Genomic DNA, 13195 nt, shown 5'->3' on the forward strand with positions numbered 1-13195 from the left:
ACAAGTACTCAACAAATGAATAGGAGAAATCTAAAATTTCTCCTATTTTTTTATTATCGCTAATAGGGGCTCTAAGTAATCACGGTTATTGGATAACCTCGGAACTTTATTTTGACCACCAAGTTTTCCTTTTGATTTCATCCATTCAAAGAATGTATAATTAGGGGCATTATGAATCACGGGAAATTGTAGTGCCATGTTTTTATAACGTTTCGCGTCATAATCAGAATTAATCTCTCGGAGCGTTTCATCCAATATTTTGCAGAAGGTTTCAAAATTATCAGGTTGTTGTTCAAATTCTATAATCCATTCATGAGCTCCAGCTTCACCTTCCTTGAAGTAAATCGGACCAGCGGTATAATCTTTCACAATAGCATGGGTTATTTCACTCGCTTTCTTTATAGCATCCTCAGCATTGTCTACGATAAGTTCCTCTCCAAAGGTATTGATAAATTGCTTTGTACGTCCTGTTATCTGAATACGGTATGGAGATAGGGTGACAAATTTAATGGTATCTCCGATCATATATCGCCATAAACCAGCGTTGGTCGAAATAATCAAAGCATAGTTTTTATTTAATTCTACTTCATGCAAGCCTAATGTTTGCGGATTTTCGTCGTATAGATTTTCAATAGGTAAGAATTCGTAATAGATACCATAGTCAAGCATTAATAGTAATTCTTCAGAATCGGACATGTCCTGTAAGGCAAAGTATCCCTCAGAAGCATTGTAATTCTCTAAATAATACATTTTATCGGAAGGAATCAATTTTTTAAATTGTTTACGGTAGGGTTTAAAACTTACACCTCCATGCGTATAAAATTCTAAGTTAGGCCATACCTCCAGTAAATTATTCTTTCCTGTAATTTCCAATATTTTCTTTGCCAGTACAATATTCCAAGTCGGAACTCCTGCTAGATTAGTGACATTTTCATGAATGGTAATATTCGCAACCTTTTCTATTTTTTCTTCAAAGTCAGGAAGCAAAGTTACTTCTAAATTGGGCGTTCTTTTGAACTCAGCCCAAAAAGGGAGATTTCTTAATAATATGGAAGATAGATCGCCATAATATGAATCTGAACTAAAACTATTAATTTGTGAACTACCTCCGAGTACAACAGATTTACCGCTGAAAATTTGGCTCTCTGGCTTATTGTTGAAGTAAATTGTCAACATATCTTTGCCACCTTGGAAGTGACATTCAGTTAGGCACTCTTCACTTACCGGGATAAATTTACTCCGGTCGGATGTTGTTCCCGAAGATTTAGCAAACCACTTGATATCTGAAGGCCACAATATATTTTGCTCCCCTTTGATCATACGATCAATATAAGGTTTTAACGAATTGTAATCTTGTATAGGAACTCTGTTTTTAAATTCTTCTGGAGTTAAAATACTATTATAATCATATTTTTTGCCCCACTCTGTTGCTTCTGCTGATGATATTAAACTTTGAAACCATTCTTCTTGTACATCATGTGGATATTTCATGAACAATTCAATCTGATGAATCCGCTTCTTCATGAACCAAGTTAATAGTGAATCTAATATTGCCATATCAAGTGGAGTAAGTTTAAGTATTTAACTTTTTGCGACGGAGTTCGAAATGTTGTCCCAGATAAAATTTACGCGCCATTTCATTGCTAGCAATTTCCTCGGGAGTACCTGTCAACATAATTTTTCCTTCTGTTAGCAAATAAGCTCTGTCAGTAATGGACAATGTTTCTTGAACATTATGGTCAGTGATGAGGATTCCGATATTGCGTGTTTTGAGTTTCGCTACAATCGTTTGAATCTCTTCTACCGCAATTGGATCCACACCCGCAAATGGCTCATCCAACAGGATGAAAGAAGGATTGGCTGCTAGAGCTCGGGCTATTTCTGTACGACGTCTTTCGCCTCCAGATAATAAATCACCTCTATTTTTACGAACCCGATTAAGACTAAATTCGGCTAGTAGTTCTTCCAGTTTTTCCAAACGCTCTTTTTTATTGGGGTAGTGTATTTCCAATACAGAGAGGATGTTGTGTTCTACAGACAGCTTTCTAAAGATAGAAGCTTCTTGGGCAAGATAACCAATTCCTTTTTGAGCACGTTGGTACATGGCATCCTGCGTGATTTCCTGATCATCTAAATATACATGACCTTCATTGGGCTTTATCAATCCAACAATCATATAAAACGAGGTGGTCTTTCCTGCTCCATTAGGTCCTAAAAGACCTACAATTTCGCCTTGCTCTACTTGGAAAGAAACATCGTTCACAACAGTACGTTGTTTGTATTTTTTGATGAGATGTTCAGCTCTTAGTATCATTTTATGTCGTATTTTAACTCAAGATAACAATCTGATTATTAAAAATATATTTTAATATCGAATTCCTTTTAAATTTAATTGTAAATTCTTTTTACCCCGCCATACATTTTCTTCTATGCTGTAGCACATATCAAATGGTTTGCCACTATTAATGGTTTCAATATGTTCAGAAAGTCCAAACCCGATACAATCAAACGAAGGTGAATGCTCTTGTTTAACAGTCATTTTTAAATGATTGGATCCTACCAGATAGGCCGATCCAATAAGACTTACTTTTTGACTTAAAAAAATGGGACTTTCATTTTGTGGTCCGAAGGGTTCGAACTGACTTAATATACGGTGAAATTTGGCATCGATATCCTGAAGATGGAGTTTTGTATCGATCAATATTTCTTGTGTTAACATTTCAGGTTTGATAAGTCGAGTCACCACTTGTTCAAAACGATCTTGAAATAATTTAATGTTTTCAATTTGCATGGTCAGCCCTGCGGCATATTTATGGCCTCCAAATTGATCCAATAAATCACTACATTCACTTAAAGCCTCATATAAGTCAAAGCCGATCACCGATCGACATGACCCAGCAATGTGCCCATTGGTTTCTGTCAGAATAATGGTCGGTCTGTAATATCTTTCTGTAAGTCTGGAAGCAACGATCCCAATGACACCTTTATGCCAGTCTGATTTATATAATACCGTTGATTTTCGAGTTTTAAGCGAATCATTGTCATCGATAATGGCCAATGCTTCTTCCGTTATTCTGAGATCGAAATCCTTACGTACATTATTTTGATCATCAATATTGATACTAAAATCCTTCGCTTCTTGCAATGATTTTGAGATCAATAATTTTACAGCGTCTTTTGCATGATCTATTCTTCCAGAAGCATTGATTCGGGGCCCAATCTGGAAGACAATATCATTGACAGTAAATGTCTTTGTTTTATTGGTGGAAAGATCAACCAAAGCCTGTAATCCACAGCACGGATTCGTATTTAATTTGATCAATCCAAAATGTGTCAGAATACGATTTTCACCTGTGATCGGTACAATATCAGAAGCGATGCTCACGGCTACTAAATCTAGATATTGATAACAGATATCCAAGGACATATCATTTTTCATGATGAAAGCTTGAATCAGTTTAAATCCTATTCCACAGCCTGATAATTCTTTGTAGGGATAATTGCAATCTTTTCTTTTCGGATCCAATACCGCAAATGCAGGAGGAAGTTCATCACCAGGTAGATGATGATCTCCTATAATAAAATCGATATTTTTTGAATTTGCATATTCAACCTTATCGTTTGCTTTTATACCACAATCCAATGCAATAATTAAAGAAAAGCCATTTTCGGCAGCGTAATCAATGCCTTGTGTAGAAATACCATAACCCTCAGCATAGCGATCTGGAATATAGAATTCGATACGCGAGTGAAATTCCCTGAAAAAACTGTACACCACAGCTACAGCTGTAGTACCATCCACATCATAATCGCCATAAATTAAGATCTTTTCATTTTGGCCTATTGCAGTAGTAATTCGTGCAATGGCTTTTTCCATATCTTGCATCAAGAATGGGTTGTGGAGCTGGTCTAAAGACGGTCGAAAAAAATGTTTAGAAGCATCAAAAGTCTCAATATTTCTACTGACTAATAATTCTGCTAATACTGGATTAATACCAAGTTCATTGCTTAATTGATTAACTTTTTTGACTTCACTTTTAGATTTTAGTACCCACCTTTTTTGCATATCTTTGCATCGTAATTATGTGTAAATATACGTTTTGTCTATTGACTAACCTAATAATACAATAGGCTAATCATGGTGTGGTATATAACACGCAAGTTTCCAATAAATTAAAGATGGCACTAGCACATTCCTTATTCGAAGGCTCATTTTCGGTCGATGCTTCGAAAAAATTTATTCCTTTTGATCCGACTATTCATCGTGCCATAGATCGTCCTTCCTCCATGTTTATCCATGTTCACCCTTTTCTCATTGAAACCAATGACGGACTTGTTTTATGTGATACCGGATTAGGACAAACAAATCCTGACGGTGAACTATTCCTTCATCAAAACATTAAAAAACTTGGATATGAAACGAAGGATGTGAAATATGTGCTGATGTCACATCTGCACAAAGATCATGCTGGCGGAATGGTCAGTTTTGAGGAAGGAGTAGGCCGTATTGCATTTCCAGAAGCAGAATATATAGTACAGCGTGGTGAATGGGAAGATGCCTATTCGGGAATTAATAAATCTTATCGAACAGAAATTTTTGATGTAGTGCAACGCAGCGGTAATTTGCAGTTAGTGGAAGGAGATGGGATTGTTAACGACGAAATACGCTATAATTTAAGTGGTGGTCATACACAATACCATCAAACTTTTCATATTGAAACAGGTAGTAAGCACTATTTTTTCGGTGGTGACGTTTTGCCATAACCACAAGAGATTTTTCAAAATTATAATGCCAAGTACGATTTTGATGGACGGCTGTCAAAGGAGTTGCGTAAAGAATATTGGAAAGAAGGTGCTCCACAGGGTTGGATTTATTTATTTTATCATTCCAAGACCGTGGCAATTGGTATACCTGAACGACAAAAAGATGATCGTTATACCATTGTAGATCTAAAGTAACACAAAAATTTTACTATAAACATAAAACAGTTTTTTTGTTTATCTGGCTGTTTTATAGTTTCATTTTGCCGATGATTAGCAGCTAAACAGGTGGTAAAATGCTGATATGATTGAATTTTTAGCTAAGTTTGTATGAAGCTGTTTGATCATAACTTTTTCTTTCAGCGAATAAAATAAAAATTAGTTTTATAATAAAGCAAAAAAATATGTCTGTTGTAAGAGAGTCGGATCTTATTGGTATTGGGAAAAAATATCAAATTGAAACTGAAGCTGGAGACAATATGGTCGTGGTTATACATGACGATGGTCGAAGAGAATTATATCGTTATGACGAGGAAGAAAGTGAATCTCGTTGTGTGATGACTTTAAGCGACGAAGAATCTAGACAGGTCGCAGGTATTATCGGTGGATTATCTTATAAACCAAAAGCTTTGGAGACCATTGAAGTTGCATTAGACGACTTGAGAATTGAATGGTATAAAGTGGAAGGCAAATTTGAGGGTGCTAACAAAACAATTGGTGAGCTAGAAGTACGTCAGCGAACAGGGGCATCCATTATTGCGGGGATACTAGGTGAAAATACCGTTATTAATCCAGGTCCTGATTATATGATTAGTCCAGGTACAACCTTAGTTATCGCAGGGAAGAAGAATAATATTAAGTTATTAAAGGAAATACTAGTGTAACATACTCAAAACAAAATATATTTATATGCCATCACACACACTTATTTTAGAAATCGGAATTGCCGTTGGTCTTGTTGCTTTTGTAGGCTTGATAGCCAACAAGCTAAAGTTTTCTGTTATTCCATTTTTTATATTGATAGGTATGGTGTTGGGCCAACATGCTCCCCAGATTGGTACTATTGATCTTACATTTACCGAGAGTAAACCCTTTATAGATTTTATGGGACGCCTTGGCGTTTTATTTCTTCTCTTTTATTTGGGTCTTGAGTTTTCTGTAGGTCGTTTAATTAAATCTGGAAAATCAATTGTCACAGGAGGTACTGTTTATGTACTGCTCAATTTTATATCGGGTTTACTGATCGGGTGGATGATGGATCTTCCCTTCAAAGAGATGATGGTACTGTGTGGAATTATGACAAGTTCTTCAACAGCTATTGTTGCCAAGGTATTAACCGATTTGAAGCGAACCGCTAATCCTGAAACAGAGGTAATTATGGGGATGATTATGTTTGATGATTTGTTTATCGCTATGCATATCTCATTCCTTTCGGGATTGATTTTAACAGGAAGCAGCTCGTTTTGGACTGTAGCTGGTACTTCATTATTGGCATTAGGATTTATCTTGACATTTTTAATTTTAGGAAGGAAGCTGGTTCCTGCGATCGACAAATTATTACAGGTTAAGTCGTCCGAATTATTTGTCCTTGTTATTTTTGCATTGCTATTTATTACGGCTGGTTTTTCCGAAACTATACATGTTGCAGAAGCAATCGGTGCCTTGATGGCTGGATTGGTTTTAGCGGATTCCCAGTATATCAAGAAGATTGAAGCTATGGTTTTGCCTTATAAAGATTTCTTTGGAGCGATGTTTTTCTTTAGCTTTGGTTTATCAATAGATATGCTTTCCCTTGGAGGTGCCGTATTATGGGCTTCTATAGCAGCAGCTGTTACGATCTGTGGCAACCTGGCATCAGGTTATTTTGCAGCCAAATTTTCAGGGATGAAAAATAAAACTTCGTTTGATATTGGATTTACATTATCCGCACGGGGAGAGTTTTCGATCATTATGGCTAATATTGGAAAGGCGGGAAGTTTATTGCCCGTTATACAGTCATTTGTTGTTGTATACGTATTGATACTTTCCATCGTATCACCATTATTGACAAAAGAATCTCGGAATATCTGGACAAAATTATTTGGCAAAGATGAAATTAAGCCTAAGGCAATTAAAAGATTAAGTGATTTGGAATCTGGTCAAACACCATAAAAAAAGCGAATCCATTGGATTCGCTTTTTTTTACAAGAAGCCCAATTCTAATTTTGCTTCTTCGCTCATCATATCTTTTGTCCAAGGTGGATCGAATGTCAATTCTACAAGAGCTTCAGTTACTCCTGGTACCGCAGCAACTTTTTGCTGCACTTCGTCCATTATTTGACCAGCAACTGGACAACCAGGTGCGGTTAAAGTCATCACTATCTTTGCAATACCATCTTCTTTCGTTATGATTTCATATACCAAACCTAGGTCAACAATATTTGCTGGCTTCAGCTCGGGATCATATACCGTTTCTAACGCTTCTTGAATAGCAGGTGCAATATTTAACTTATCTAAAATTATAATACTCATATTGACGATCGTTTAGTGTTAGCTTGAATTGCCTCCTTGTAAATAGATAGCAATTTATTTTTATTCTCCTCAGGAGTAAAATTACTAAAATAGAATGCTTTTGTTGTTTGTCTAATGTTAAATTTTTCTTGTTGACTATAATCTTTCCATTGCTGCAAAGTTATCAACATATTATCCACATCTTGTGGATTAAATAATAAGCCCGTCTTATTGGGGATTATCAACTCACTCAATGCTCCGATATCACTACCTATAACTGGAGTTCCGACTGAGAATGCTTCGAGTATGGTCATAGGCATACCTTCAAACCACAAAGATGGAACGATTAATGCTTCCGCTTTTTCAACCAATGGTATTATTTCAGCACGAGATTTAAAACCTAAATAATGGATATTGGTATTTTTTTGAGCAGCTTCGATGACCTCTTGTTTCAAGATACCATCTCCAATGATCAGTATTTTGATATCAGTTTTTGAGAAAACCTCCAATAAGTTTAAAATTCCTTTTTCTTCAGTCAGTCTACCAATATATATAAAATAATCTTCTGTGGGCGATATGGAACTTTCAATAGGAAAAGTGAAATTGGGTTTAACAACAAATTTCTTTGCCTCCACCGGCAAAGTTGAATTAACGAATATATTTTTTGCAAAACACGATAAAGTGATATAGCGATCGACCCTATTCCATGTTCCTATTTTTCTATGAAACCAATAGTTTGCAGCCAAAATAAATGTTTTGATGGCTGAGTTGTCCATGACTTTATTTTTGATAGCCGTCCATGGAAAATTTTGACTCAAACTCGAAAGGAAGAGTTGATTGTTGTGATAAAGAATAGCAGAGGGACAAAGTAGACGAAAATTGTGTAGGGTCATCACCAATGGAACCCCCAATTTATAAATTGTTCTGATAATAAGCGGCCCGCTGGCATAGTGGGTGTTGTGGATGTGAACTAAGTCAGGATTGAATTCGGCTAAAGTTCTTTTTACACGATATAAAGCAGCTATATTCCAAAAAGAAAAAATTGTTTGTAAAGCACCTTTCCATCCCTTTTTATTTTGAAAAGTGAGCGATAACACCTCATGATCCACAGCTAGCAATTCTTGCTCCTGTTGAAAAACGGTATCTTCACCACCAGGGCTTTGATAAAAAGTATGGATGATTAAAATGCGCATGAATACTTGCTTTTTTACAAACTTAGATAATTAAACTCTTTTCATCGTAGTGAACTCAAAACTTTCTTTTTTTAATTCTTATCTTCGCATATCTTAAGGAGATGATGATTAGATAATATGCAGCATTTACAACAATTAATCGTTGACTCGATTCAAAACAGTCAATTTCCGAATCAGCCCGCTAATCTTTACGATCCAATTCGTTATTTTTTGAGTTTAGGAGGTAAACGTATTAGGCCCACTTTAACCTTATTGGCTGCTGAAATGTTTGGTATACGAGAAATTACAGATGCCTTACCTGCTGCAAAATCGATCGAGTACTTCCATAATTTTTCACTTATACATGATGATGTCATGGATCAGGCACCGCTACGTAGGGGGAAACAGACCGTGCACGAAAAATGGAATTTAAGTGTAGCCATTCTTTCAGGAGATGGGCTGTTAGTGAAAGCGTATGATGAATTGGCAAATTGCGACCCAATTTATATTGCAGATCTATTAAAAACCTTCAATCGTGTTGCGATGCAGGTCTGCGAAGGACAACAAATGGATATGGATTATGAACATGCTGATGCAATCAGCATGGAAGAGTACATTGAAATGATTAGATTGAAAACCTCTGTATTATTAGGAGGAGCATTGCAAATGGGTGCAATTTTAGCTGATGCAAGTCTTCATGATCAAAAATTGATCTATGAATTTGGTGAATATATCGGTATTGCTTTTCAACTTCAAGATGATGTTTTAGATGCTTATGGAGATCCAGAAACTTTTGGTAAGCAAGTAGGTGGCGATATTTTGATCAATAAAAAGACCTATCTATTGGTCAAATTATTGGAAATCATAAAAGAAGAAGATCGAAACTCCTTACAAAACTTATTAAACTCTACCTGGGCAGATAATCCAGAGAAATTGAAGGACATGTTGACATTATATCAAAAATATAGCATAAAATCACTTGCAGATCAATTGAAAGAATCTTATACACAACTTGCATTTGAAAGATTATCTGCGATCGATATACCAAATGATAGAAAGAATACGTTAATAACATTATCAAATCAACTCCTCATCAGAGAACAGTAGAAAGCGCTATTATTTGTCTATTTTATCTTTATTTGGTAAAAAAATTCTTAATTTGTAGACTTAGTTCATCATAATATACGAAACAACTAAAAATGGAACCGTTAAAAGTAACAATCTTTCAAGCTTATATTTTTTGGGAAAATATAGAAAAAAACTTGAGTAATCTTGCGCTTAAACTTTCAAATTTGAGAGAAAAAACGGATCTCATTATCCTACCAGAGATGTTTAACACGGGGTTTACCAACAATGTTGATAAGTGTGCTGAGACATCTGATGGTAAGACGATGCAATGGATGTTCCATATGTCTCAGACTTTAAACTGTGTTGTTGCAGGTTCTTTGATCATTGTGGAGAATGGAAAATATTTCAATCGTTTTGTATGGATGTCTCCCGACGGTACGTATGTAAAGTACGATAAACGTCATTTGTTTGCAATGGCAAGAGAGGACCAATACTTTACAGCAGGGCGTGAACGTATTGTCGTTAATATCAAGGGATGGAATATTTGTCCTATGATTTGTTATGATATCCGTTTCCCAGTTTGGTCTAGAAATGTAGGTGGAGCTTATGATTTATTGGTGTATACTGCCAATTGGCCAGATAAACGTTCGGCTCATTGGCGTACATTGATTCCGGCGCGTGCTATTGAAAATCAAGCATTTGTTATTGGTGTGAATCGCGTGGGACATGATGGCAATGACATCTATTACTCTGGAGGCTCAATGTGTATTTCTCCATTGGGGGATGTGGTATATTATAAACCTGAAGATGAGGATTTATATACATTTACGATTCAACCTCGAGATCTTCAAGAAGCCAGAAAATCATTCCCATTTCTGCAAGATGCAGATAGCTTCAATATAGATTAATAGTTGTTATTTGTATGGTCTATCCAATATTACAGACATAATAACTGCTTTTCTAAGATCAAAATCTTCCGCGATAGTTTTTTCTTTTTGTTCAGAGCTTGACGCTTTAGCTTTTTTGCTTACTGCCAAACGATGCTCTTCTCTTTCTTTCTTAAATCGTTGGATTTCATTTGTTTCTTTAATTTTTTCAGAATAAAATGGTGCTGGAGAAACTGCTGGTGTTTTTTGCGGAATAGATTTATACGTAGCAGGCTGCTGTTTCGTTTTCGCAGGATCAGGGGCAATACCTTTTCTTCTTTTTAAGGCAGCCTCTTGTTCTTTCATATAGTTTTGATATGACTTAAAACCAAAGATTGCTAATGCAATTAATAGGGGTACCAACTTTTCCATAGCATGAAGATAATAAAAAAAACAATTTAATTTTTGTTATACCGTGTAAAACTTTATATTTATAAATATAAACCTATTTGACTAACGCGTTCTAGTTCATTAATTTTTTTTGAAATAAGTAACAGTTGGTTAAAAAGTACGATATAGTATAACCTAAAAAGACTTTAATTATTATGCTTAATGAAGATTTAATTGGAAAGATAGAATTCTATGATTTTCTAACGGGAAAAGCGACTACTGCCATATCACGTAGAATGCAGCGTAATTTAAAAGATGTGGGAATCAATATTACGGCTGAGCAATGGAGTATTTTGTACAATTTATGGCAAGAGGAGGGACTTACGCAGCAAGAGTTAGCCACACGAACTTTCCGAGATAAACCGAGCATCACTAGGCTGATTAATAATTTGGAAAAATTAAATCTAGTAATCCGTGTTAACGACAAGGAGGATCGTAGATCCAATTTGATTTATTTGACAAAGTCAGCACGCAAACTAAAAGATGTTGGCATGCAACAAGCCAATAAGACCATTGCTGAAGCGCTTGAAGGTGTATGTGCTGAGACTATTAGTATTGCACAAGTTACCTTACAGCAAGTTATTTGTAATTTGAGGAAATAAAAACAGCAGGGGTTTTATGATAATACCCCTGCTGTTTTTATTTCCTCTTGCTGTTTTATTTAAAACATTTTTGCTTCAAAATCGGTATGACTTTCGATCAGGCGTCCTTCTCTACCAAAGTAGATGTCTTGAAAACTTAACGTATTGACCGCATCAACTTTTCTAAAAAACTTGTCGGCACTGACATCAGATAAAGTTTTGAAACCACAAGCTTCCATAATTTCTACTGTTGCACGTAAAGTATTGCGGTGAAATTGTGCAACACGCACATATTTGTCATTCACATCTAATCCTTTGTATAGATGTGGCTGTTGTGTTGCAACACCAACAGGACAAGTATCTTCGTTACATTTTAAAGCTTGAATACAGCCTAATGCAAACATCATACCTCTTGCACTATAACAAGCGTCTGCTCCAAGCGCAATGACTTTTAATAAATCGAAACCGGTCACAATTCTACTGGATACTAGTAGTTTGATATGTTTCTTTAAGCCAAATGCAATAAGAGTTTTTGTTACAAATGCTAATGCATCATATAACGGCATACCTAGATTATCTGTAAATTCAAGTGGTGCAGCTCCGGTCCCACCTTCAGAGCCATCAATAGCAATGAAATCAGGGAAGATCTGTGTCGTTTGCATAGCACGGCAGATTTCGATAAACTCTTGTTTGTCACCGATACACATTTTGAATCCTACAGGTTTGAAATCACTTAATTCCTTCATTTTATAAATGAACTCCATCATTTCAATAGGATTTGAAAATGCACTATGTGCCGGTGGAGACATCACATCTGTCCCCGGAATGACGTGACGTATCGCCGCAACCTCAGGAGTATTTTTAGCTGCAGGTAGGATACCTCCGTGGCCAGGTTTTGCTCCTTGGGAGATTTTCAACTCGATCATTTTGATATTTGGACGAGCTGTTTTTTCTCTAAAAAGTTCAGGATCAAATTTACCATCATGGGTTCTACATCCAAAATAACCTGTACCCACTTGCCAGATCAAGTCACCACCACTGTTATGATATTCACTTATACCACCTTCACCCGTATTGTGTGCGAAATTTTGTAGTTGAGCACCTTTGTTTAAAGCTGTAATGGCTGTTTTACTCAATGCACCATAACTCATTGCAGAAATATTAAAGACGCTTAAGTTATAGGGATGTTTACATGATTCATTTCCTACTACAGTCCGTAAATCATGATTTTCAATATGACAAGGAAAGACAGAGTGTGCAGCCCATTCATTTCCTACAGTTTGAGGATCGGTTTGCATACCGAAAGCAACAGTCTCTCTTTGATTTTTTGCACGTTGGTAGACTATTGAACGTTGACGTCTGTTAAAGGGACGGCCATCGGTGTCAGATTCCCAAAAATATTGACGTAATTCTGGACGAATAGACTCAAAGAAATATCGGAAATATCCTACTAAAGGATAATTGCGTAAAATAGCATGTTTATGTTGGAAACTATGATATATAGCTACAAATAAAAGAGGCATTGGAATGACTAATAACCAAAACCACTGTGGTGTAAAAATAAGACCAAAGGAGATTATAATCAAATTGATTACAGTCATGGTGCCAAGAATTAATTTTCTAACGGTCATAATTTAAATAATATTTAGACTCTACTTGAATAAAATTTGATCATTGACCAATCAAATGTGTTGGACTGGCGTGATACATTTTTTAATGTTATTATACTTTCAAATATTGAACCAATGTTCGATTTTGACAAAGCAAAAGTACTAAGTTACTTGTTGTAAACGAAAATTATTGGCAG

Annotated in this window: 13 protein-coding genes; 6 read left to right on the plus strand and 7 right to left on the minus strand. The window is 35.8% G+C overall.

Annotation, left to right across the window (positions count from 1 at the left end):
* Positions 1–42: 42 nt before the first annotated feature.
* From MUB18_RS08495 to recJ, 3 genes are read right to left on the minus strand one after another with little or no spacing between them, the layout of a single operon-like run.
* Complete coding sequence (locus MUB18_RS08495; RefSeq protein ID WP_248755640.1) at positions 43–1557, minus strand: GH3 auxin-responsive promoter family protein; 1515 nt, start codon at positions 1555–1557, stop codon at positions 43–45.
* A 16-nt stretch (positions 1558–1573) separates the two neighbouring features.
* Positions 1574–2314 carry an LPS export ABC transporter ATP-binding protein gene (gene lptB / locus MUB18_RS08500; RefSeq protein ID WP_045753297.1) on the minus strand — a complete coding sequence of 247 codons (741 nt, stop codon included), beginning with the start codon at positions 2312–2314 and terminating at the stop codon, positions 1574–1576.
* Positions 2315–2365: 51 nt separating this feature from the next.
* Positions 2366–4066: a single-stranded-DNA-specific exonuclease RecJ gene (recJ, locus tag MUB18_RS08505; RefSeq protein WP_045753298.1), complete on the minus strand. Its 1701-nt coding sequence runs from the start codon at positions 4064–4066 to the stop codon at positions 2366–2368.
* Positions 4067–4179: 113 nt separating this feature from the next.
* Here recJ and MUB18_RS08510 point away from each other — a divergent pair, with 113 nt between their 5' ends.
* The 3 genes from MUB18_RS08510 (at position 4180) to MUB18_RS08520 (ending at position 6912) form a co-directional block, all read left to right on the plus strand.
* Positions 4180–4764: an MBL fold metallo-hydrolase gene (locus MUB18_RS08510; RefSeq protein ID WP_317233183.1), complete on the plus strand. Its 585-nt coding sequence runs from the start codon at positions 4180–4182 to the stop codon at positions 4762–4764.
* A 401-nt stretch (positions 4765–5165) separates the two neighbouring features.
* A complete protein-coding gene (locus MUB18_RS08515; RefSeq protein ID WP_045753300.1) occupies positions 5166–5645 on the plus strand; it encodes a cation:proton antiporter regulatory subunit in 480 nt (159 codons plus the stop codon).
* Between the two features lie 25 nt (positions 5646–5670).
* Entirely contained in the window at positions 5671–6912 is a 1242-nt protein-coding gene (locus MUB18_RS08520; RefSeq protein ID WP_045753301.1) for a cation:proton antiporter, read from the plus strand.
* A 30-nt stretch (positions 6913–6942) separates the two neighbouring features.
* Here the strand turns inward: MUB18_RS08520 and MUB18_RS08525 are convergent, their stop codons facing one another.
* Both MUB18_RS08525 and MUB18_RS08530 read right to left on the minus strand, forming a co-directional pair.
* Positions 6943–7272 carry a metal-sulfur cluster assembly factor gene (locus MUB18_RS08525; RefSeq protein WP_248755641.1) on the minus strand — a complete coding sequence of 110 codons (330 nt, stop codon included), beginning with the start codon at positions 7270–7272 and terminating at the stop codon, positions 6943–6945.
* Entirely contained in the window at positions 7269–8444 is a 1176-nt protein-coding gene (locus tag MUB18_RS08530; protein ID WP_248755642.1) for a glycosyltransferase, read from the minus strand. Before MUB18_RS08530 ends, MUB18_RS08525 begins: the two co-directional genes overlap by 4 nt.
* Positions 8445–8561: 117 nt before the next feature.
* Here MUB18_RS08530 and MUB18_RS08535 point away from each other — a divergent pair, with 117 nt between their 5' ends.
* The gene (locus MUB18_RS08535; RefSeq protein ID WP_248755643.1) at positions 8562–9530 is read left to right on the plus strand and encodes a polyprenyl synthetase family protein; all 969 of its coding nucleotides are present in this window, start codon (positions 8562–8564) and stop codon (positions 9528–9530) included.
* Positions 9531–9622: 92 nt separating this feature from the next.
* Positions 9623–10399 carry an amidohydrolase gene (locus tag MUB18_RS08540; RefSeq protein ID WP_248755644.1) on the plus strand — a complete coding sequence of 259 codons (777 nt, stop codon included), beginning with the start codon at positions 9623–9625 and terminating at the stop codon, positions 10397–10399.
* A gap of 6 nt (positions 10400–10405) precedes the next feature.
* Here the strand turns inward: MUB18_RS08540 and MUB18_RS08545 are convergent, their stop codons facing one another.
* Positions 10406–10789 (minus strand): hypothetical protein, encoded by a 384-nt coding sequence (locus MUB18_RS08545; RefSeq protein WP_045753306.1) that lies wholly within the window; start codon positions 10787–10789, stop codon positions 10406–10408.
* Between the two features lie 173 nt (positions 10790–10962).
* On the opposite strand from MUB18_RS08545, the gene MUB18_RS08550 reads away from it, so the two are divergent.
* Entirely contained in the window at positions 10963–11409 is a 447-nt protein-coding gene (locus MUB18_RS08550) for a MarR family winged helix-turn-helix transcriptional regulator (RefSeq protein ID WP_045753307.1), read from the plus strand.
* Between the two features lie 59 nt (positions 11410–11468).
* Here MUB18_RS08550 and MUB18_RS08555 read toward each other — a convergent pair whose 3' ends face one another.
* Positions 11469–13019, minus strand: a complete 1551-nt coding sequence (locus tag MUB18_RS08555) for an FMN-binding glutamate synthase family protein (protein ID WP_045753308.1) — start codon at positions 13017–13019, stop codon at positions 11469–11471.
* Positions 13020–13195: the final 176 nt, after the last annotated feature.

Origin of the sequence: Sphingobacterium sp. PCS056, assembly GCF_023273895.1 — a bacterium.
In the GTDB taxonomy this organism is placed as follows: Bacteria; Bacteroidota; Bacteroidia; order Sphingobacteriales; family Sphingobacteriaceae; genus Sphingobacterium.